The following is a 20643-nucleotide window of genomic DNA, read 5'->3' on the forward strand; positions in this document are numbered from 1 at the left end:
AAAACTATCACCCTAAACCTAACCCTCTCCCACAGGGAGAGGGCCGGGGTGAGGGGCCGAACTACTCACTCAACCCACGATTCTTCAGCATCGGCTCAATAAGCGGATCATGCCCGCGCCAGTCGCGGTACAGCGCTTCTAAATCGCTGCTGTTGCCGCGCGACAATATCGCCTGACGGAAGCATTCACCGTTCTCGCGGCTTAAACCGCCCTGCTCTTCAAACCAAAGATAGCCGTCATCGGCCAGCATTTGTGTCCATAAATAGGCGTAATAGCCAGCTGCGTAGCCTCCGCCAAAGATATGGGCAAAATAGCTGCTACGGTAACGTGGCGGAACCGCGGCGAGATGCAGATTTTCCTGCTGTAGGGCCTGCGCTTCAAATTGCGCCACGTTCTGCGGGATAGACTGCGCGGTCACCGTATGCCAGTTCATATCCAGCAACGCCGCGCTGAGCAGTTCCGTCATATCATAGCCTTTATTGAACTTCGCGGCACGGAACATGCTGTCGCGCAGGGCTTCCGGCATCGGCTCACCGGTTTGATGGTGGCGAGCATAATGGGCAAACACCTGCGGATGGCTGGCCCAGTGTTCGTTGATCTGCGACGGGAACTCGACAAAATCTCGCGGCGTACTGGTGCCGGAAAGTGTGGCGTAGCGCTGGCTGGCAAACAGACCGTGAAGCGCATGACCAAATTCGTGGAACAGGGTAATGACGTCATCCCAGGCGATCAGCGCACTGTTGCCGGTGGCCGGTTTGGGATAGTTACAAACGTTGTAAATCACCGGACGCGTATTGAGCAGCGTTGATTGCTGAACGAAGTTATCCATCCACGCCCCGCCGCTTTTACTGTCGCGCGCGAAGAAATCGCCGTAAAACAGCGCAATACCTTCACCATTTTCGGCGAAAATCTCCCAAACGCGCACATCGGGATGATAAACCGGAATATCAAAGCGCTCGACAAAGCGAATACCAAACAGCTGGCTGGCCGCCCAAAACACACCATCAATCAGTACACGATCGAGTGCAAAATAGGGTTTGATCTGCGCTTCATCAATCGCGTATTTTTCGCGGCGGACCTGTTCAGCGTAATAGAGCCAGTCCCAGGCTTGCGCCGCAAACGGCGCAGGCTCGGAATCAATAATCTGCTGAATATCCGCCAGTTCTCGCTCGGCGCGCGCCCTGGCTGCGGGGGCGATTTCGCGCATAAAATGCAGCGCAGCGTCCGGCGTTTTCGCCATCTGATCGGCCATACTCCAGCTGGCGTAATCCGCAAAACCTAACAGGGCGGCCTGTTTTGCGCGAATGTCGACCAACTTCAACACCAGCTCGCGCGTGTCATTATCATCGCCCTTTTCCGTACGTGACCATGCGGCTTTAAACAGATTTTCGCGCGTTTGCCTGTCGCGCAAAGACGCCAGGAACGGCTGTTGAGTCGTATTCAACAGGGGAAGCAGCCAGCTGTTGTGCAGCCCGCGATCCTGTGCCGCGGCCGAAGCAGCGGCTAACTCCTCTGCGTTCAGACCATCAAGCAGAATAGGTTCTTCGATGACCAGCCCACCCGCTTTTGTGGCCGCCAGCAGGCGCTGATGAAACTGGCTACTGAGCGTGGCGGACTGCGTGTTCAGCGCTTTTAACTGTGCTTTTTCATCCGCGCCCAGCGTGGCGCCCGCCAGAATAAAGCGCTGATAGATTACCTCTACAAGACGACGTGATTCCGCATCCAGAGACAGTTCATCACGTGACTGCCAGACCGCTTCTACGCGGCTGAACAGCGCATCATCAAGATAGATATCATTTGAAAGCTCTGCCAGCTCTGCCGAAAATTGCTCATCCAGACGCTGGATTTCATCGTTTGTATGTGCCGCAGCCATCGCAAAGAAAACGCTGGTCACGCGGGTCAGCAGCTCGCCGCTTTTCTCCAGCGCAATGAACGTATTCTCAAAGCTTGCTGGTTCCGGGTTTTGCGCGATGTGGCCAATCTCTTCGCGTTTACGTTTCACGGCTTCGTTAAATGCCGGACGATAGTCGCTGTCACTGATCAAATTAAATGGGGGGGCCTGATACGGCAGCGTACTGGCGGCAAAGAATGGGTTGGTGGCCAACATGTTCGACTCCTTGAGATGACTTTCCCTTAGAGTAGGCAACCCCCGGAAAGACCGCAATCACTTCCCGCGATGGAAAAGAGCGTGCTATCGTAATAACACACAAAAAGCGTTGAGGAACAGAGAGATGATCATACTGGTTACCGGGGCAACGGCAGGTTTTGGTGAAAGCATTACGCGTCGTTTTGTCGCCAATGGGCACAAAGTGATTGCCACAGGACGCCGCCAGGAGCGCCTGCAGGTGTTAAAAGAGGAGCTCGGCGATAGCGTGTTAACGCTGCAACTGGACGTGCGCAACCGCGCCGCAATTGAAGAAGCGCTCAGCCAGTTGCCCGCGCAATGGCAGGCGATTGATATTCTGGTAAACAACGCCGGGCTGGCGCTGGGCATGGAACCGGCGCACAAAGCCAGCGTAGAAGACTGGGAAAACATGATCGACACCAACAACAAAGGCCTTGTGTACATGACCCGCGCCGTGTTGCCGGGAATGGTTGAACGCAATCGCGGTCATATTATCAATATTGGTTCCACCGCCGGAAGCTGGCCCTATGCAGGCGGCAACGTGTATGGCGCAACCAAGGCGTTCGTGCGTCAGTTCAGCCTGAATTTACGTACCGATCTGCACGGCACTGCCGTTCGCGTAACCGATATCGAACCGGGCCTGGTCGGCGGTACCGAGTTCTCCAATGTGCGTTTCAAAGGTGATGATGCGAAAGCAGGTAAAACCTATGAAAATACCAATGCACTGACGCCGGAAGATGTGACCGAAGCGGTTTGGTGGGTGGCGACACTGCCAAAACATGTCAACATCAACACCGTTGAAATGATGCCGGTTAGCCAGACTTACGCAGGCCTGAGCGTTCACCGTCAAAATTGATGTTTTTAGCCCTGCCCGACGCCCGTCGGGTATGGGCTCAGCAGCAAAAAAAGCGTAAAATAGAGGCCAAAATCAGCGAATAAGAATGAATCAATGGCCGCCGAAACACAACTCAACCCAACACAGCCCGTCAACCAGCAAATTTATCGCATTTTACGCCGCGATATCGTGCATTGTTTGATCCCCCCAGGAACGCCGCTTTCTGAAAAAGAGGTGTCGATGCGCTTTGACGTTTCACGCCAGCCGGTTCGCGAAGCGTTTATTAAACTGGCGGAAAATGGCCTGATTCAGATTCGCCCTCAGCGCGGCAGCTATGTAAACAAAATATCGCTGTCGCAGGTGCGCAATGGGTGTTTTGTCCGTCAGGCAATTGAGTGTGCAGTGGCGCGTCGGGCGGCGACCATGATCACCGATAAACAGCTCTATCAGCTGGAACAAAACCTTCACCAGCAGCGTATTGCCATCGACCGGCTCCAGCATAATGATTTTTTCCAGCTTGATGATGAATTTCATCAGTTGCTGTCGATGATTGCCGACTGTCAGCTGGCATGGGATACCATCGAGAATATTAAAGCGGCGATCGACCGCGTGCGCTATATGAGCCTCGACCACGTTTCTTCCCCGGATATGCTGCTGGCGCAGCACCACGATATTTTCCATGCACTGGAAAAGCGCGATCCGGATTTAGTGGAAAAAGCGATGACGCAGCATTTGCAGGAAATCAGTGAATCTGTGCAGTTAATTCGACAGGAAAAACTCGACTGGTTTAGCGAGGAGTAACAGAAAGCCTTCACACAGGGGTGAAGGCTTTTATGTTGTTCAGGACTCTCTGACGACCATGGTCGGTATTGCGGCATGACGCAGAATCGACTCAGCATTGGAACCCAGTAAGTGGGTTGTGCCGCCAGGGCTACGTGAGCCGATAACAATGGCATCGTAACCTTCCGTTTTGCTCATCGCGATAATCTCATCACGAATATTGCCAAACCGTACTTCGGTACGCAGCCGCGAGGCGGGAATATCCAGCATCTTCATCAGACGCTTCATTTTAATTTCCGACTCGTTCGACATAAACGCATTAAACTTTTTGATATCAGAGGCAAATCCGCGTAATAACGAACGACTGCTGTTGGGCAGTACATTAACCAACGTGATCTCCCCCTCTTCACCCGCCAACCAGGCCGCGTGGCGCAATGCTTTGTCACTCAAATCCATTTCAAAAACATCTACAGGCATCAATATTTTTTTATACATAGCCCAATCTCCTTATTCCAGAGGAACCTTATTGCAGCAAGGTAACAATGCCATATTTAAACTAAACAAATCCACAATGATTTCTTCGTTAAACTATTCACCTTTGCAAAGGTTCGTCCATTACTTCAGCTACTCTTAACTAACCTGTAGATATGTATAGGCCACCCTTTCCCTAAAAAAATCGTGTAATTGATCAAAAACAATTTAATTTTTTATGGATAGGCGTATTTATAGAACCCGTCGTTGCCACATCCCATTTTGTAACCGGCTTCGATATGAAAGAAAGGAGAACACCATGATGACTTACGATCGTAACCGCAATGCAATTACTACTGGCAGCCGTGTAATGATTAATGGTACCGGGAAAACCGGCACTATCAAGGCGATTAAAGCAGACGGTATGACACCTGCCCAGGTGCGCCGCAGCAAAACAGTTGAGATTGATGGTTGTGACGGAGAGTTCGAGCCGATTGAGCTTATTCGTCTCGGCATGCACTAATTAGTGGTGTAATTCGGGTGGTCTTGTTCTGAGGCCGCCCGATAATGATTTTCCTGTCTGCGTTAAATTCCCCAATTGAAATATTGCGCCTGCATTTTGCCGGATGGCGCTGCGCTTATCCGGCCTACGAAGAAAGTGCATATCCGTAGGCCTGTTAACAACCGCAGCCGATGTCGGCATTCCGAAACCCGCACAACACCAGATTGTAGGCCCGGTAAGCAACGCGCCACCGGGCACATCGCCGCATCAGGCGTTGGCAAATTCCGCAACCGTCGCCTTCGCACCTTTCGCCAGCAGAGACAGATACGCCTTCGTCACCTGCTCAACGAATTTCGCTTCATGCGGCAGTTCTTTACCGAAAATAGCCTCAATACCCAGCAGCGCTTTCACGCGGGCTTCGCCCTCTTCGCTTTGCGCAACGGTCGCCTGAATCACCGACAGCAGCGGGTCGCACACTTCGATAGCGTCGCCCTGCTCGTCCACGCCGCCAACGTAGCGCATCCAGCCAGCGACACCTAGCGCCAGCAGCGCAAAGCTGCTGTTATGTACCAGGTGCCAGCGGACGGAATCCAGCATACGCTGCGGCAGCTTCTGGCTGCCGTCCATCGCGATTTGCCAGGTACGGTGACGCAGTGCCGGGTTGGTATAACGCTCAATCAGCAGATCGGCATAGCGAGAGAGATCCACGCCCTGAACTTTCAGCGTCGGGGCCTGCTCTTTCAGCATCAGGTCGTGTGCCGCGCGGCGATAGTTCTCATCACCCATGCATTCATTGATATGCTGATAGCCCGCCAGATAACCCAGATACGCCAGGAAGGAGTGGCTGCCATTAAGCATGCGCAGTTTCATCTCTTCGAATGGAATAACGTCAGAAACCAGTTCCGCTCCTGCTTTTTCCCATTCAGGGCGGCCTGCAACGAAGTTATCTTCAATCACCCACTGACGGAACGGTTCGCAAGCTACGCCTGCCGGATCGCGCACGCCGGTCAGTTGTTCAATTTTATCCAGCGTATCGGCAGTGACCGCCGGAACGATACGGTCAACCATCGTAGACGGGAACGTCACGTTTTGTTCAATCCACGCCGCCAGGTCTGCATCCACCGCGCGGGCATATGCGGTAACGACATTGCGCATCACGTGGCCGTTTTCCGGCATGTTGTCGCAAGACATCACGCTAAATGCTGGTAGCCCCGCTGCTTTGCGACGCGCCAGTGCTTCAACAATGACCCCCGGTGCAGATTTAGGCTGATGCGGGTTTGCAATATCAGCAGCGATGAAAGGATGATCGAGCATCAATTGCCCGGTCGCCGGAGAGTGGCAGTAGCCTTTTTCAGTGATCGTCAGAGAGACAATCGCCACCTGCGGTTCGCACATTTTCGCGAGTACGGTTTCCAGACCGTCGACCTGCGCGTGCAGGGCTTCTTTGACCACGCCAACTACGCGCGCAGTCCACGCGTCGGCAGACATCTCTGCCACGGTGTATAAATTGTCCTGGTTCTTCAGATCAGCAATCTGCTGCTCGCCGCCAATCAGGTTAACTTCGGTGTAACCCCAATCACTGCCGTGCTCCGTGGCAAGGATATCTGCATAGATAGCCTGATGGGCGCGGTGAAAAGCACCAAAGCCAAGATGGACAATGCGCGGCACGAGTTTGCTGCGATCAAAGGTCGGGAGAGTTGCCTTAGCGGCTAATAGCTTATTTTGCATCTTTTTGACTCACTGTAGAGAACGTTGATTGCCATACTAGATTAACGAGTTCATTTGGCGTGTTTTTGATTTGAGTTAACTTATTGGCGATTGGTATGACATGATTTTTAAGTTGTGTGACAGCTATACAATTTATTGTGATAGCTGTCACTGCACGTTACATCAGCGTTTCAGGCAGAAAGAGCGTGATTTGAGGGAAAATCACCAGCAGCGCGATAAACAGGAAGAATGCGATCAGATAAGGTACTGATGCCCTAACGAAGGCCACGCTACTGCAATTCAGGATCCCGCAGACGGTATACATGCAAATTCCCACCGGCGGCGTGTTTGCGCCCAACAAGGTGAGTACCACGAAGATCAGCCCAAAGTGAATGGGATCAAAACCCGCTTCAATGGCAATGGGTAACAAAATAGGCGTCAGCAGCAAGATAATGACGCTACCGTCAAACAGCATTCCCGCCACGGTGATCAGCGCCAGTAACAGCAGCAAAATACCGTATTTATTTTCAGTAAATTGCAGAATGGACTCAGCCAGCTGTTGCGGTATTTGATCAAGAATCGTGATATGCCCCAGGATCGCAGCAGACATAATCAACAGCATTACGACGCCAATATCATTGATGGTTTGCTTTAATACCTCCCACAGCGCCTCATTGCTGAGCGCTTTGTAGACGTAGCGTCCAATAATGAAGGAATACAAGACGATAAATGCCCCGGCCTCCGTGGTGGTAAAAATCCCCAAACGAATCACCACGATCAACACAACCGGAAACATCAACGCCCAAAAACTATTTTTAAAGCTATTCCAGACATCACCACGCGTTGGCTTTGATGCCATTTCTGGCTGGATATTCATTTTTTTCGCCAGCACGTAGTTGGTGCCCATCAGAATGAGGGTCAGCAACAATCCTGGGAATATCCCCGCAATGAACAATTTGCCGATGGAAACGTTGCCCACAAAACCATACAGAATCAACAAAATACTGGGTGGGATTGTCGCAGTAATAAGTGAACTAAAAGCTATAACCACTGCACTGAATGCTTTTGGGTATCCTCTCTCAATCATGGGTAGGCCCAATACTCTGGACTGCATCGCGGCATCCGCCGTCGCCGAACCCGAAACGCCGCCCAGCAAGCACGCCAGCAAAACGTTGATTTGTGCCAGCCCACCCACCATCCAGCCTGATACCACACGGGCAAAGTCCAGTAGTCGGCTTGTCACACCCGATTTATTCAGCAAGTTTCCAACCAGCAAAAACAGCGGTGTCGCCAGGATGGGAAATGATTGTGTGGGTGCGGAAAACTTTTGAAACGCGATACCTATTGGTAAAAAATCGGCAGTAAAGAAATAACTCAAACTCGAAATAGCGATAACCATGCCAACGGGCATACCAATAATGAGTAATACCACGAATAACAAAGCGGTTATAAGCATACATCCTCCATGTCCGGCTTGCTTTTCTCCTCTTCACGGCATCCTGATATGAGAAAGGACACCGACGTGACAACCATCAGCAGGCATCCGGTTGGAACAGCGCTATTTAACCAGGCCAGTGACAGTTCCGTTACCGGCAGCACCTGGTGATGCGTGGTCCATGTGAAATTAAAACCGTACCAGACGCCGCAAAGCAGAAAACCAAGAATGAGCAACTCATTAAACCAGAGACAAGCTCTTTTCATTCTCTGTGGAAATAAATTTACCAGCGCATCAATACCAATATGCCGTCTGGATTGAAAACCATAGTCAATCGCAAATATGCTAACCCACGCAAATAACACCATCGCAATTTCCAGCGACCAGATAATAGGATGCCCTATCGCGCGCGCTACGCCACCTGCCAGAATAATTAGCACAATCGCGACCAGGCCTATTCTGGCTGCTGCCAGTTCAAATTCACGCAAAAGATTCATCGTAAACTCCATCAAATAGCAGGGCCTAAGCCCCGCTGATAAAATTATTGTTGGATAACCGATTCAACTTGTTCTTTCGCTTTGCTTAACCCCAATTTTTCGGGCACATACTGGCAGCTTTCGATAAAAGGTTTAACATCAACATCTGAAATCGTCATACCCTTTTTCGCCATTTCAGCCAGCATCACATCCCCGGCCTTAATGGTATTTTCTGAAGCTATATCACCATTTTTTTCAGCCTCTTCATGAAGAATTTTTTGAATTTCTGGCGTTTGGCTGGACAACCATTTCTGTGAAACGATAAGCCCGGTCATTAAATGAATGTGGTTCGTTTTGGTGATGTTTTTGGTGATCTCATAAAGCTTAGAACCATATACTGCGGTTGGTTGAGCCTCGGCAGCATCCACGACGCCGGTCTGAATCGACGAATAGATTTCAGACCATGACAACGGCGTTGGCGATCCCCCCATACATTTGATGGTTTCAATGGTGATGGGCGCTTCCAGCGCACGCACGCGAACACCGTTTAAATCTGTCGGTTTGCTGATGGGCTTTTGCGTAACCAGCATGCGGGCCCCCTGATACCAGTTGAATGACAGCGGGGTAAGCCCGGCCTCCTTAGCCATTTTATCACTCCACCCGGCAAACACGGGGCTGGCAATAAATTTCTTCAGCGTAGCGTAATCTTTAAAAACAAACGGCGCAGGAATAATGGCCATTTCAGGCACAAACTGCGCCAGCCTTGCTCCATCAACAAGCACCGCGACATTACTTCCCGCTTGCGCATGCTGTAACAATTCATTATCAGCACCTAACTGACCGCTGGAAAACAGCTTTATTTTCAACTCACCTTGCGTTCTGCTCTCAACATTTTTTTTAAACGCCTGCAATCCTTTATAAATAGGATCATCAGGTGACAGCGATGTACTGACGTTCAGTGACTCTGCGCCCCAACTCACACCAGCGGCCAAAAACGGAACAATACAGATGGTTTTGATCAATCCTGAAAGCTTGCTGATATTCATTGTTTCATCCTTTAATAAATAATTATCTCAAGTGTTCATTAGCGATAATAAAAATCGCAAGTATTTACCAATTCCACAACGTGCCATCTTCAAGGCGCGCTACCGGCAAGTACGCCGGATCATACGGGTATTTCGCAGCCAGCTTTTCATCAAACTCAATACCCAGTCCTGGCTTCTCACCCGGATGCATGTAGCCGTTATCGAAGGTCCAGTTATGCGGGAAGACTTCAAGCATTTGCTCGGAATAGCCCATATATTCCTGCACGCCAAAGTTCGGCACCCACAGGTCGAAATGCAGTGCCGCGGCCATGCATACCGGTGAAAGGTCGGATGGACCGTGCGAGCCGGTGCGCACCTGATAAAGTGACGCGAAATCAGCGATGCGACGCATCCCCGTAATACCGCCAGCATGAGTAATCGTGGTGCGAATATAATCGATTAACTGCTCTTCAATCAGCTGCTTACAGTCCCAGATACTGTTGAAGACTTCACCGACGGCAATTGGCGTTACCGTATGCTGACGAATCAGGCGGAAACATTCCTGATTTTCAGCCGGAGTGGGATCTTCCATCCAGAACAGGCGGTAATCTTCCACGCTTTTACCGAAGCGCGCGGCTTCAATCGGCGTCAGGCGATGATGCATGTCATGCAGCAGGTGTTCGTCAAAACCGAACTTGCTGCGCACGGCATCAAACAGCTTCGGCGTGAAGTCGAGGTACTTTTCAGTTGACCACAGCTGCTCTTCCGGCCATTGCCCTTTGGTGGCCGGTTCGTAGGCCAACCCTTTCCCTTTCGACATGCCATAGGTCGTTTTCATACCCGGCACGCCACACTGCACGCGAATCGCTTTGAAGCCCATCTCTTTGTGGCGAGCGTAATCTTCGAGCACGTCATCAATGGTGTGACCTGTGGTGTGGCAATAAACCATCACGCCTTCACGCGACGCACCACCCAGCAGTTGATAAAGCGGCATGTTCGCGGCTTTTGCTTTGATATCCCACAACGCCATATCTACAGCGGAAATCGCCGACATCGTAACCGGGCCACGACGCCAGTACGCGCCTTTATAGAAAAACTGCCAGATGTCTTCGATGCGGTGCGCATCTCGGCCAATCAGCTGGGGGCACAGGTGATCTTTTAGATAAGAGGCAACGGAAAGCTCACGCCCGTTCAGCGTGGCATCGCCGTAGCCTACAAGGCCCTCAGACGTGGTGATTTTCAACGTGACAAAATTTCGTCCCGGGCAGGTAACAAAAACTTCAGCTCCTGTGATCTTCATCTTCAATCCTTACATCTCATCGGTTAATGGCGCTAAATTACACATCTGAGCCACTACCATACAAGTATTATGATCAAAAAATGACTATCGAGATCACAAAAAAAGGGCGCTGTAAGTAAGCGCCCCTTTGGTACGCACTCTTGTGCGTATCAAACACCAATTAGACTCTGAAGTGGAATGCCAAGCTGAGTATGTAACCGCCGTATCATCGGTAGGGTCAAATTTCGTGTACCTGCGAGAACTTCATAAACGCGATTAGATTTACCAATCGCAGGCTCCAGATCTTTAATACTGAGCCCTTGCTGTTCCATCCGAAACTTGATCGCCTCAATGGGATCGGGAGGCGCTATTGGATACTGTTTCTTCTCATACTCTTCAATGAGAAGGCACATCACCTCGAAATAATCCCCCTCAGGAGTCCCTTGCGCGGGTTCATTGTCAAACATGGGTGAAACAGTACGAAGCGCAGCCTCATAATCTTCTTCGTTCCTGATGGGTTTTAGTTGCATATTCATCATTCAAGCTCCACGGTCTCTGCATCAATCTTGTCGTATTCCCGATGAGTGCCAAGAAATTTGACGAACATCCATCCCCGTTGGTATGCAATAGCAACAATCAATCGATAGTCATTGCCTTTGATATTAAATACGACCCTGCGATTCTTTAGTATGCTTGCCGTTCTGTATTGTTCCTTAATCTCTGCGGGTGTCTTCCAGTCCGCCTGGCTTGCCTCATCAACCCAGGCCCTTAACGGCTGCTCAGAATCAGGATTCGCCGTCCAAAAATCCTTTAACGTCTTAAGGGAGATGATTTTCATATGACCATAATAGTCCCATTTTGGGACCAAGGCAATGCGGGAATTTTAATCACATTAAATAACGCTACCCCCGCCCCCATCCCGCCACAATAATCAGCATGCCGCAGAACGCTACGCCCGCGCCTGCCCAGTCATACATTGAGAGTTTGACGCCATCCACCACCCGCAGCCAGATAAGTGCGGTGAGAATATACACACCTCCATACGCGGCATAGACTCGCCCGCTGGCGGTCGGATGCAGGGTCAACAGCCAGACAAACATCGCCAGCGCCAGTGCGGCGGGAATCAGCAGTAGCGGCGTTGCGCCGCGTTTTAACCATAACCACGGTAGATAGCAGCCCAGAATTTCACACAGCGCCGTCGCAAAGAAAAGTAAGGATGTTTTTAACATTATTGTCGCAGCGTTAAGATAGGTTTAACGATGATACGGGATAATCCGCTGAAGACGACCCTGTTTTTCTCGTGGGTATGCCGCCGAAACGAGTTGTAGTAAACTCTTAAAAGTATTTAGTTACGCCAAAGGAATCTGCAATGAATATGACATCTGGCAAACGCCTGTGCCTGACGGCGATGCTGGCGCTGAGCGCTATTATGTATACGGCGTCGGCCTCTGCTAACACCAGCAAACTGATTATTGAATCGGGTGATAACGCTCAGACGCGTCAGGATGCGGCGATGGATAAAGAGCAGTGGAACGATACCCGTACGCTGCGTAATAAGGTGAACAATCGCGTTGAGAAAGAGTGGGATAAAAAAGATGCCGCTTTCGATTCACGCGATAAATGCCAGCAGAGCGCTAACGTGAACGCGTACTGGGAACCCAATACCCTGCGCTGCCTTGACCGCCGCACGGGCCGCGTCGTTAATCCCTAGTTATTAACCTCTAGTAGTTGGGCGCGTTTGCGCCCTTTTCCCCTGTTTATCCCATAGTCAGCCTGAAAGGATTTCACATGAGTGACGCCAGTAACGTCAGACTTCGCCCGCTCGAGCGCGAAGACCTCCGCTTTGTCCACCAGCTCGATAACAACGCCAGCGTCATGCGCTACTGGTTTGAAGAGCCCTACGAAGCGTTTGTTGAACTCTCCGATCTCTATGACAAGCACATTCACGATCAAAGCGAACGTCGCTTTGTGGTGGAGTGCAACGGCGAGAAAGCGGGCCTGGTCGAATTAGTCGAAATTAACCATGTTCACCGCCGCGCGGAATTCCAGATTATTATTTCGCCGGAGCATCAGGGTAAAGGGTTAGCCTCGAAAGCCGCAAAACTGGCAATGGATTACGGCTTTACGGTGCTTAATCTGTATAAGCTTTATCTGATTGTCGATAAAGAAAACGAAAAAGCGATTCACATCTATCGCAAACTCGGTTTTATGGTGGAAGGCGAGCTGATTCACGAATTCTTTATCAACGGCGAGTACCGCAACACCATCCGCATGTGTCTGTTCCAGCATCAATATATGGCGATGCACAAGACACCGGCACCTGGGTTGCTGAAGCCGACGGCTCAATAATAGTCGATCACATTTTTAATCGTATAACGGAGCGTGACCGCCGGGTTCACGCTCATATCTATCACTTCAAGGTCGCAGCTAACCGGATTATCATGCCGGTCATAATCACAACTCTGTTTTACGTTGCCAACCGGCTGTTTATTCAGCAGGCTGACTGAGGTGTAATCAAGCTTTTTACGCGGGTCATCTGACGGTGTAGATAATATCGCCAGCGTATTTCCTTTCGTCAGCGACGTTTTACCCAACGGATATCCCTCGCTGTCATACTGATAATTGACTTCACGCTCTTTGCTGATTGATTTCACCACAAAGCCATCGTCGTTAGTTTCCCAGGCTACGCCCGCAGAAGGTAATTCCGCAAGCTGACATTTTCCCTGCAACCGCACGCGTTTTTCCTGGGTCATGCCGTCGACGTAATAGTTGGCATCCAGCACCAGCGTCGCACCGGTGTTATTTTCCAGATCGTGAAACTCCAGCACGTCGAAACAGCCCTCTTCGGACATCTGCCCGCTAACCCGCTTCGCCACCTCGCCTTTCTCATTCATTAGCGTCTGGCTAAAATCTTTTACCGGCCCGCGTAGCGGATCGAAATCGAACTCATTAGAAAAGCTCGCCATTTCCGGGGAAAATGCGGCGGGCGAGTCATTTTTATCGCAGGCTGCAAGTAGCGCTATGAATGGGGTCAGCAACACAAGTCTCTTCACGCCGGGATCCTTTTTGGGGAATTTTCTCAATCATATTAGCAAATACAGTTATTTACACTAGCTTTGCTATACTTGATTTACATTTCAAAAAGGAGATTGCCATGAGATCTTCACGCTGGTTACTCGCGTTACTGTTGGCCGGAGCCGCTGTGCCCGCGCTGGCTGCCCCTGACTCATGTGAACGTGTCAGGAGTGATATTCAACAAAAAATCATCAACAACGGCGTAGCCGAAAGCGCGTTTTCTCTGGATATTGTGCCTAACGATCAGGCCGACCAGTCAGGCGCTCAGGTCGTAGGCCACTGCGCTAACGATACCTTTAAAATCATCTATACCCGCAGCGATAACACCCCTTCCAGCGACGCACAATAACATCGTAGCTGTCATCAAATATTATCCCTGGTTTGACCGGGGATAATTCTTTCCTACCCCTTAATATGTATGATCCTCTCACCATTAGCCGGTATTTAATTTCGCATTGAAATTAATTAGACAAAATAATAATGGAGTGAGCGATGTCAACAACGGAATCTCCCGCCGGGATAAGCCGACGGACGCTTATCAAATCCTCAGCCGCAGGCTCACTGGCCCTGGTCGCTGGGGGATTATCTCTTCCTTTTGCCTTACGTCCCGCCGCCGCGGCGGTTTCATCCGCGAATCAGCCCGAAGACAAAGTCGTTTGGGGCGCCTGCTCCGTTAACTGTGGCAGCCGCTGCGCTTTGCGTCTGCACGTGCGCGATGATGAAGTGTACTGGGTTGAAACGGATAACACCGGTGATGATGTGTATGGCGATCACCAGGTGCGCGCCTGCCTGCGCGGACGCTCGATTCGCCGCCGAATCAATCATCCGGATCGCCTTAATTATCCCATGAAGCGCGTAGGTAAACGCGGCGAAGGTAAATTTGAGCGCATCAGTTGGGATGAAGCGCTGGATACCATCAGCAACAGCCTGAAAAAAGTGGTACATGAATACGGCAACGAAGCGGTGTATATCAACTACACCTCCGGGATCGTCGGCGGCAATATTACCCGCTCCTCGCCCTACGCCTCGTTGGTCGCCCGCCTGATGAACTGCTACGGTGGTTTTTTGAGCCACTACGGTACCTACAGTACCGCTCAAATCGCGGCGGCCATGCCCTACACCTACGGGTCAAACGAAGGCAATAGCACCTCCGATATCGAAAACACCAAACTGGTGGTGATGTTCGGCAATAATCCGGCGGAAACGCGTATGAGCGGCGGCGGGATTACTTACTTCCTTGAACAAGCGCGTGAACGCTCAAATGCGCGCATGATCGTTATCGATCCTCGTTATACCGATACCGCTGCGGGCCGGGAAGATGAGTGGATCCCCATTCGTCCCGGCACCGATGCAGCGCTGGTGGCGGGTATCGCCTGGGTGCTGATTAACGAAAATCTTGTTGATCAGCCTTTCCTTGATAAATATTGCGTCGGGTACGATGAGAAAACCCTGCCAGAAGATGCGCCTGCCAACGGCCATTATAAGGCTTACATTCTCGGCCAGGGCGAGGACGGTATTGCCAAAACACCGCAGTGGGCTTCGCATATTACTGGCATTCCGGCAGATCGCATTATTCAGCTCGCCCGTGAGATTGGCACGGCCAAACCCGCGTATATCTGCCAGGGCTGGGGGCCGCAGCGTCAGGCGAATGGCGAGCTCACTTCCCGGGCAATTGCCATGCTGCCCATTCTCACCGGTAACGTGGGTATTAACGGCGGCAACAGCGGCGCGCGAGAATCGACCTACACCATTACTATCGAACGTATGCCGCTGCCGGAAAACCCGGTGAAAACGCAAATCTCCTGCTTTAGCTGGACGGATGCCATCGACCACGGTCGGGAAATGACCGCCCTGCGCGATGGTGTGCGCGGCAAAGATAAGCTCGATGTGCCGATTAAGTTCATCTGGAACTATGCGGGCAACACCATCACTAATCAGCACTCTGACATCAACCGCACCCATGACATTTTGCAGGATGAGTCGAAGTGCGAAATGATTGTGGTTATCGAGAACTTTATGACCTCATCGGCGAAATACGCCGATATTCTGCTGCCAGACCTGATGACCGTTGAACAGGAAGACATTATTCCCAACGATTACGCCGGGAATATGGGCTATCTGATTTTCATCCAGCCCGCCACCGCGCCAAAATTTGAGCGTAAACCTATCTACTGGATCATGAGCGAAGTGGCCAAACGTCTGGGCCCGGATATCCACCAGCGCTTCACCGAAGGGCGCACACAGGAAGATTGGCTACGCTATCTTTACGCCAAAATGGAAGCCAAAGACCCGGCGCTGCCGTCTTATAATGCATTGAAAAAAATGGGGATTTATAAGCGTAAAGATCCGAATGGCCACTTTGTCGCCTATAAAGCCTTCCGCGACGATCCTCAGGCGAACCCGCTGAAAACGCCGTCCGGAAAAATTGAGATTTACTCCAGCCGTCTGGCGAAAATCGCCAACAGTTGGGAGCTGCAAAAAGATGAGGTCATCAGCCCGCTTCCCGTTTACGCCTCCACTTTCGAAGGCTGGGACGACCCGAAACGCAGCCAGTTCCCGCTTCAGCTGTTTGGCTTCCACTATAAAGCCCGCACACACTCCAGCTATGGCAACGTCGATGTCTTGCAGGCCGCGTGTCGTCAGGAGGTGTGGATTAACCCGGTCGACGCCCAGCCGCGCGGGATTGCTAACGGCGATATGGTGCGCGTCTTCAACGATCGTGGTGAAGTGCGTCTTCCCGCAAAAGTCACCCCGCGCATTCTGCCTGGCGTCAGCGCTATGGGCCAGGGCGCGTGGCACGACGCCAATATGGCGGGTGACAAAATCGACCACGGCGGCTGCGTAAATACCCTCACCACTCAGCGCCCCTCTCCGCTGGCGAAAGGTAATCCACAACACACCAATCTGGTGCAAGTCGAAAAGGTATAACGCGTTTTGCCCGAGTGTCTTTTGGCTCGGGCGTTTTAATTATGGAAAAGCAAATAAGTGAGTCACTATGAAAATCATCGCGCCTGAGGCGCTTATGACGGCGAAGATTAGCCGCCGAAATCTGGTGAAAACCTCCGCGATTGGCGGCCTGGCCGCCGCCAGCAGCGCCTTCACACTGCCGTTTACCCGCATCGCTCAGGCGGCGGATAAACTGGCACCCGTGGAGGAAAAAGCGGTCTGGAGTTCATGCACCGTTAACTGCGGCAGCCGCTGCCTGTTACGGCTTCACGTTAAGGACGACAGCGTTTACTGGGTGGAATCAGACACCACCGGCGAAGATATCTACGGCAATCATCAGGTTCGCGCCTGTCTGCGCGGGCGCTCGATTCGCCGCCGTATGAATCACCCGGATCGCCTGAAATATCCGATGAAACGCGTCGGTAAGCGTGGCGAAGGCAAATTCGAACGCATTTCGTGGGATGAAGCGCTGGATACCATCGGCGATAACCTGAAACGCATTCTGAAAGATTACGGTAACGAAGCGGTGCACGTGCTCTACGGCACAGGCGTTGACGGCGGGAATATCACCAACTCTAACGTGCCTTATCGCCTGATGAACTCGTGCGGCGGTTACCTTAGCCGTTATGGCAGTTACAGTACCGCACAGATTAGCGCCGCCATGAGCTACATGTTCGGCAGTAACGACGGCAACAGCCCGGACGATATCGCCAACACCAAACTGGTGGTGATGTTCGGCAACAACCCGGCGGAAACGCGCATGAGCGGCGGCGGCGTCACCTATTATGTGGAACAGGCGCGCGAGCGCTCGAATGCCCGCATGATTGTCATCGACCCGCGCTATAACGACACCGCCGCCGGGCGCGAAGATGAGTGGCTGCCGATTCGCCCTGGCACCGACGGCGCGCTGGCCGCAGCGATCGCCTGGGTGCTGATTACTGAAAACCTCGTTGATCAACCCTTCCTCGATAAATACTGCGTCGGCTACGACGAAAAAACGCTGCCTGCCAGCGCCCCGCGCAATGCGCACTACAAAGCCTATATTCTCGGCGATGGCCCGGATGGCATCGCCAAAACCCCTGAATGGGCGGCGCAAATCACCAGTATCCCGGCGGATAAAATCATTAAGCTGGCCCGTGAAATCGGCAGCGCCAAACCGGCCTATATCTGTCAGGGCTGGGGGCCGCAGCGTCACTCCAACGGAGAACAAAACTCACGCGCCATCGCCATGCTGTCGGTGCTGACCGGTAACGTGGGTATCAATGGCGGGAACTCTGGGGTGCGAGAAGGCACATGGGATCTCGGCGTGGAGTGGTTCTCGATGCTCGATAACCCGGTGAAAACGCAAATCTCCGTCTTCACCTGGCCGGACGCTATCGACCACGGCGAGAAAATGACCGCCATCCACGACGGTGTGCGCGGGAAAGATAAACTCGACGTGCCGATTAAGTTTATGTGGTGCTATGCCAGCAACACGCTTATCAACCAGAACGGGAATATCAGCCGCACCCATGAGATTTTGCAGGACGATAGCAAGTGCGAAATGATTGTCGGCATTGAGCATTTCATGACGGCGTCGGCAAAATATTGCGACATTCTGCTGCCGGATCTCATGCCAACCGAGCAGGAGGATCTGATTTCTCATGAATCCGCCGGGAACATGGGTTATGTCATCCTCGGTCAACCGGCCACCAGCCGGAAGTTCGAACGTCGTCCGATTTATGAAATCCTGTCTGAAATCGCTAAACGTCTGGGCCCGGATGTGTATCAAACCTTCACCGAAGGCCGCTCACAGCATGAATGGGTTCAGTACCTGCATGCCAAAACCAAAGAACGGAATCCGGAAATGCCGTCCTATGAGGAGATGAAAACCCTCGGTATCTTCAAGAAAAAATGTCCGGAAGAACACTACGTTGCCTTCCGCGATTTCCGTGAAAACCCGGCGGCGAATCCGCTGAAAACGCCATCCGGTAAAATTGAGATATACTCTGAACGGCTGGCAGATATCGCCAAAACCTGGGAGCTGAAAGAGGATGAAATTATTCATCCGCTGCCGGCCTATGCCCCTGGCTTCGATGGCGTGAGCGACCCGGCACGCAAAACCTACCCGCTGCAATTAACCGGTTTCCACTATAAAGCGCGTACCCACTCCAGCTACGGCAATATCGACGTACTGCAACAGGCCTGCCCGCAGGAGATCTGGATCAACCCTGTCGATGCACAACCGCGCGGCATTGCTAACGGCGATACCGTTCGTGTCTCCAGCCAGCATGGTCAAATGCTGATACCGGCAAAAGTTACCCCGCGCATTCTGCCTGGCGTCACCGCCATCGGGCAAGGCGCGTGGCTGAAGGCGGATATGTTCGGCGATCGTCTGGATCACGGCGGCAGTATCAACATTCTCACCTCTCACCGTCCATCGCCGCTGGCGAAAGGGAACCCGTCCCACAGCAATCTGGTTCAGGTTGAAAAGGTATAAGGAGTAACCGATGACAACCCAGTACGGCTTTTATATTGATTCCGCCCGCTGCACAGGCTGCAAAACCTGCGAGCTGGCGTGTAAGGATTACAAAGATTTGGGCCCCGATGTCAGCTTCCGTCGCATTTATGAATACGCGGGCGGCAACTGGCAGGAGGACAACGGCGTCTGGCATCAGGACGTCTTTGCCTATTACCTCTCCATCTCCTGCAACCACTGCGAAGATCCGGCGTGTACCAAGGTGTGCCCAAGCGGTGCGATGCACAAACGCGAAGATGGTTTTGTGGTCGTCGATGAAGATGTCTGCATCGGCTGTCGCTATTGTCACATGGCCTGCCCGTACGGCGCGCCGCAGTATAACGCCGCGAAAGGTCATATGACCAAATGCGACGGCTGTCATGAGCGCGTCGCCGATGGCAAAAAACCGATTTGTGTTGAATCCTGTCCGCTGCGCGCGCTGGACTTTGGCCCGATCGACGAACTGCGCAAAAAACACGGCAACCTTGCGGCGGTCGCGCCGCTGCCATCCGCGCATTTCACCAAACCGAACATCGTGATTAAACCTAACGCTAACGCGCGCCCGACCGGCGATACCACCGGTTATCTGGCAAACCCAAAGGAGGTCTGAAATGGGAAATGGATGGCATGAATGGCCACTGGTACTCTTCACCGTACTGGGCCAGTGCGTTGCTGGGGCGCTGATTGTCAGCGGACTCGGCTGGTTTGCAATGAAAGATGATGCTGCCGCACGTCAACGTCTGGTGCGCAGTATGTTCTTTTTATGGCTGGTGATGGGCATCGGTTTTCTGGCCTCGATTATGCACCTCGGTTCACCGCTGCGGGCGTTTAACTCCCTGAACCGCGTGGGCGCGTCTGCGCTGAGTAATGAAATTGCCGCCGGGTCGATTTTCTTCGCCGTCGGTGGATTCTGGTGGCTGGTGGCCGTGCTGGGCAAAATGCCGGAAGCGCTGGGCAAACTCTGGCTGCTGGTGAGCATGGTGCTGGGGCTGGTATTTATCTGGGCAATGACCCGTGTTTATCAGATCGATACCGTGCCAACCTGGTATAATGGCTATACGACGCTGGCCTTCTTCCTGACGGCCTTTGTCAGCGGCCCGCTGTTTGCCGCCCTGCTGCTACGTGCGGCGCGCGTGATGTTTAACGGAGTCACCTTTGCGGCAGTCAGCGTTCTCGCCCTGCTGGTAAGCATTGCGGTGATTGTTTTGCAGGGTATTTCGCTCGGCGACATTCACAGCTCCGTACAGCAGGCCAGCGCGCTGGTACCGGACTACGGCAGCCTGCAGGTCTGGCGTATCGTGCTGGTTGCTGCGGGCCTTGGCTGCTGGATTTGCCCGCTGGTACGTCGCAAAGAACCGGCGGTGTTTGGCCTGCTGTTAGGGCTGATTCTGGTGCTGGCAGGCGAACTGATTGGCCGTGGACTTTTTTATGGTCTGCATATGACCGTGGGTATGGCCGTTGCGGGTTAACGGATGACATTGTGCGGGGCA

The 20643-nt window shown here is 52.3% G+C and carries 21 protein-coding genes; 10 read left to right on the forward strand and 11 right to left on the reverse strand.

The annotated features are described in order from the left end of the window. Positions 1–61: 61 nt before the first annotated feature. Positions 62–2107, reverse strand: coding sequence for a peptidyl-dipeptidase Dcp (gene dcp / locus G163CM_RS06390; protein WP_231827290.1), 2046 nt, complete (start codon positions 2105–2107; stop codon positions 62–64). Positions 2108–2231: 124 nt separating this feature from the next. Between dcp and ydfG the strand changes: the two genes are divergently transcribed. Together ydfG and G163CM_RS06400 are read left to right on the forward strand one after the other, a co-directional pair. Then, positions 2232–2981 carry a bifunctional NADP-dependent 3-hydroxy acid dehydrogenase/3-hydroxypropionate dehydrogenase YdfG gene (ydfG, locus tag G163CM_RS06395; protein WP_015964444.1) on the forward strand — a complete coding sequence of 250 codons (750 nt, stop codon included), beginning with the start codon at positions 2232–2234 and terminating at the stop codon, positions 2979–2981. Between the two features lie 93 nt (positions 2982–3074). Continuing rightward, the gene (locus tag G163CM_RS06400) at positions 3075–3761 is read left to right on the forward strand and encodes a GntR family transcriptional regulator (RefSeq protein ID WP_231827291.1); all 687 of its coding nucleotides are present in this window, start codon (positions 3075–3077) and stop codon (positions 3759–3761) included. 39 nt (positions 3762–3800) lie between these two features. Here G163CM_RS06400 and G163CM_RS06405 read toward each other — a convergent pair whose 3' ends face one another. Then, a complete protein-coding gene (locus tag G163CM_RS06405; protein WP_015964446.1) occupies positions 3801–4235 on the reverse strand; it encodes a universal stress protein in 435 nt (144 codons plus the stop codon). A 295-nt stretch (positions 4236–4530) separates the two neighbouring features. On the opposite strand from G163CM_RS06405, the gene ydfZ reads away from it, so the two are divergent. Next, the gene (gene ydfZ, locus G163CM_RS06410) at positions 4531–4734 is read left to right on the forward strand and encodes a putative selenium delivery protein YdfZ (RefSeq protein ID WP_015964447.1); all 204 of its coding nucleotides are present in this window, start codon (positions 4531–4533) and stop codon (positions 4732–4734) included. Between the two features lie 246 nt (positions 4735–4980). Here the strand turns inward: ydfZ and G163CM_RS06415 are convergent, their stop codons facing one another. The 8 genes from G163CM_RS06415 to G163CM_RS06450 form a co-directional block, all read right to left on the reverse strand. Next, positions 4981–6441 (reverse strand): mannitol dehydrogenase family protein, encoded by a 1461-nt coding sequence (locus G163CM_RS06415; RefSeq protein ID WP_231827292.1) that lies wholly within the window; start codon positions 6439–6441, stop codon positions 4981–4983. A 157-nt stretch (positions 6442–6598) separates the two neighbouring features. After that, positions 6599–7876, reverse strand: a complete 1278-nt coding sequence (locus tag G163CM_RS06420) for a TRAP transporter large permease (protein ID WP_231827293.1) — start codon at positions 7874–7876, stop codon at positions 6599–6601. After that, positions 7867–8352, reverse strand: a complete 486-nt coding sequence (locus G163CM_RS06425; protein ID WP_231827294.1) for a TRAP transporter small permease — start codon at positions 8350–8352, stop codon at positions 7867–7869. Before G163CM_RS06425 ends, G163CM_RS06420 begins: the two co-directional genes overlap by 10 nt. 44 nt (positions 8353–8396) lie before the next feature. Continuing rightward, positions 8397–9377, reverse strand: a complete 981-nt coding sequence (locus G163CM_RS06430) for a C4-dicarboxylate TRAP transporter substrate-binding protein (protein ID WP_231827295.1) — start codon at positions 9375–9377, stop codon at positions 8397–8399. 64 nt (positions 9378–9441) lie between these two features. Continuing rightward, entirely contained in the window at positions 9442–10656 is a 1215-nt protein-coding gene (gene rspA, locus G163CM_RS06435) for a starvation-sensing protein RspA (protein WP_113856859.1), read from the reverse strand. Positions 10657–10805: 149 nt separating this feature from the next. Further along, positions 10806–11165, reverse strand: coding sequence for a helix-turn-helix domain-containing protein (locus tag G163CM_RS06440; RefSeq protein WP_231828338.1), 360 nt, complete (start codon positions 11163–11165; stop codon positions 10806–10808). Between the two features lie 5 nt (positions 11166–11170). Then, a complete protein-coding gene (locus G163CM_RS06445; RefSeq protein WP_231827296.1) occupies positions 11171–11473 on the reverse strand; it encodes a type II toxin-antitoxin system HigB family toxin in 303 nt (100 codons plus the stop codon). 64 nt (positions 11474–11537) lie between these two features. After that, positions 11538–11864 (reverse strand): YnfA family protein, encoded by a 327-nt coding sequence (locus G163CM_RS06450; protein WP_015964453.1) that lies wholly within the window; start codon positions 11862–11864, stop codon positions 11538–11540. 140 nt (positions 11865–12004) lie between these two features. Between G163CM_RS06450 and G163CM_RS06455 the strand changes: the two genes are divergently transcribed. Both G163CM_RS06455 and speG read left to right on the forward strand, forming a co-directional pair. Next, entirely contained in the window at positions 12005–12346 is a 342-nt protein-coding gene (locus G163CM_RS06455; RefSeq protein WP_015964454.1) for a DUF1283 family protein, read from the forward strand. 77 nt (positions 12347–12423) lie between these two features. Next, positions 12424–12984: a spermidine N1-acetyltransferase gene (gene speG, locus G163CM_RS06460; RefSeq protein WP_015964455.1), complete on the forward strand. Its 561-nt coding sequence runs from the start codon at positions 12424–12426 to the stop codon at positions 12982–12984. On the opposite strand, the gene G163CM_RS06465 is transcribed toward speG, so the two are convergent. Continuing rightward, entirely contained in the window at positions 12978–13688 is a 711-nt protein-coding gene (locus tag G163CM_RS06465; protein WP_231827297.1) for a YnfC family lipoprotein, read from the reverse strand. The two genes, speG and G163CM_RS06465, sit on opposite strands and share 7 nt — an antisense overlap. A gap of 101 nt (positions 13689–13789) precedes the next feature. On the opposite strand from G163CM_RS06465, the gene G163CM_RS06470 reads away from it, so the two are divergent. The 5 genes from G163CM_RS06470 to G163CM_RS06490 all read left to right on the forward strand — a co-directional run bounded on the left by G163CM_RS06470 (position 13790) and on the right by G163CM_RS06490 (position 20622). Further along, on the forward strand, positions 13790–14059 hold the full coding sequence (locus G163CM_RS06470) for a DUF1161 domain-containing protein (protein ID WP_015964457.1): 270 nt from the start codon (positions 13790–13792) through the stop codon (positions 14057–14059). 143 nt (positions 14060–14202) lie between these two features. Next, positions 14203–16638, forward strand: coding sequence for a selenate/tellurate reductase subunit YnfE (gene ynfE / locus G163CM_RS06475; RefSeq protein WP_231827298.1), 2436 nt, complete (start codon positions 14203–14205; stop codon positions 16636–16638). Positions 16639–16705: 67 nt separating this feature from the next. Further along, positions 16706–19135, forward strand: coding sequence for a selenate/tellurate reductase subunit YnfF (gene ynfF / locus G163CM_RS06480; RefSeq protein WP_041686244.1), 2430 nt, complete (start codon positions 16706–16708; stop codon positions 19133–19135). A gap of 10 nt (positions 19136–19145) precedes the next feature. Continuing rightward, the gene (locus G163CM_RS06485; RefSeq protein WP_015964460.1) at positions 19146–19763 is read left to right on the forward strand and encodes a DMSO/selenate family reductase complex B subunit; all 618 of its coding nucleotides are present in this window, start codon (positions 19146–19148) and stop codon (positions 19761–19763) included. Position 19764: 1 nt separating this feature from the next. Further along, positions 19765–20622, forward strand: a complete 858-nt coding sequence (locus tag G163CM_RS06490) for a dimethyl sulfoxide reductase anchor subunit family protein (protein ID WP_015964461.1) — start codon at positions 19765–19767, stop codon at positions 20620–20622. The last annotated feature ends 21 nt before the right edge of the window (positions 20623–20643 follow it).

The sequence above is a fragment of the Pseudocitrobacter corydidari genome, assembly GCF_021172065.1.
GTDB classification, from domain to species: Bacteria; Pseudomonadota; Gammaproteobacteria; order Enterobacterales; family Enterobacteriaceae; genus Pseudocitrobacter; species Pseudocitrobacter corydidari.

Excerpts from the sequence above, each read along its gene's own strand:
- G163CM_RS06425 (WP_231827294.1), bottom strand. The coding sequence starts at position 8,352 with ATGAATCTTTTGCGTGAATTTGAACTGGCAGCAGCCAGAATAGGCCTG.
- ynfF (WP_041686244.1), top strand. The coding sequence starts at position 16,706 with ATGAAAATCATCGCGCCTGAGGCGCTTATGACGGCGAAGATTAGCCGC.
- G163CM_RS06430 (WP_231827295.1), bottom strand. The coding sequence starts at position 9,377 with ATGAATATCAGCAAGCTTTCAGGATTGATCAAAACCATCTGTATTGTT.
- ydfG (WP_015964444.1), top strand. The coding sequence starts at position 2,232 with ATGATCATACTGGTTACCGGGGCAACGGCAGGTTTTGGTGAAAGCATT.
- G163CM_RS06440 (WP_231828338.1), bottom strand. The coding sequence starts at position 11,165 with ATGCAACTAAAACCCATCAGGAACGAAGAAGATTATGAGGCTGCGCTT.
- speG (WP_015964455.1), top strand. The coding sequence starts at position 12,424 with ATGAGTGACGCCAGTAACGTCAGACTTCGCCCGCTCGAGCGCGAAGAC.
- G163CM_RS06445 (WP_231827296.1), bottom strand. The coding sequence starts at position 11,473 with ATGAAAATCATCTCCCTTAAGACGTTAAAGGATTTTTGGACGGCGAAT.
- G163CM_RS06490 (WP_015964461.1), top strand. The coding sequence starts at position 19,765 with ATGGGAAATGGATGGCATGAATGGCCACTGGTACTCTTCACCGTACTG.
- G163CM_RS06420 (WP_231827293.1), bottom strand. The coding sequence starts at position 7,876 with ATGCTTATAACCGCTTTGTTATTCGTGGTATTACTCATTATTGGTATG.
- G163CM_RS06400 (WP_231827291.1), top strand. The coding sequence starts at position 3,075 with ATGGCCGCCGAAACACAACTCAACCCAACACAGCCCGTCAACCAGCAA.
- G163CM_RS06415 (WP_231827292.1), bottom strand. The coding sequence starts at position 6,441 with ATGCAAAATAAGCTATTAGCCGCTAAGGCAACTCTCCCGACCTTTGAT.
- G163CM_RS06405 (WP_015964446.1), bottom strand. The coding sequence starts at position 4,235 with ATGTATAAAAAAATATTGATGCCTGTAGATGTTTTTGAAATGGATTTG.
- ynfE (WP_231827298.1), top strand. The coding sequence starts at position 14,203 with ATGTCAACAACGGAATCTCCCGCCGGGATAAGCCGACGGACGCTTATC.
- ydfZ (WP_015964447.1), top strand. The coding sequence starts at position 4,531 with ATGATGACTTACGATCGTAACCGCAATGCAATTACTACTGGCAGCCGT.
- G163CM_RS06470 (WP_015964457.1), top strand. The coding sequence starts at position 13,790 with ATGAGATCTTCACGCTGGTTACTCGCGTTACTGTTGGCCGGAGCCGCT.
- G163CM_RS06485 (WP_015964460.1), top strand. The coding sequence starts at position 19,146 with ATGACAACCCAGTACGGCTTTTATATTGATTCCGCCCGCTGCACAGGC.
- G163CM_RS06450 (WP_015964453.1), bottom strand. The coding sequence starts at position 11,864 with ATGTTAAAAACATCCTTACTTTTCTTTGCGACGGCGCTGTGTGAAATT.
- G163CM_RS06455 (WP_015964454.1), top strand. The coding sequence starts at position 12,005 with ATGAATATGACATCTGGCAAACGCCTGTGCCTGACGGCGATGCTGGCG.
- rspA (WP_113856859.1), bottom strand. The coding sequence starts at position 10,656 with ATGAAGATCACAGGAGCTGAAGTTTTTGTTACCTGCCCGGGACGAAAT.
- dcp (WP_231827290.1), bottom strand. The coding sequence starts at position 2,107 with ATGTTGGCCACCAACCCATTCTTTGCCGCCAGTACGCTGCCGTATCAG.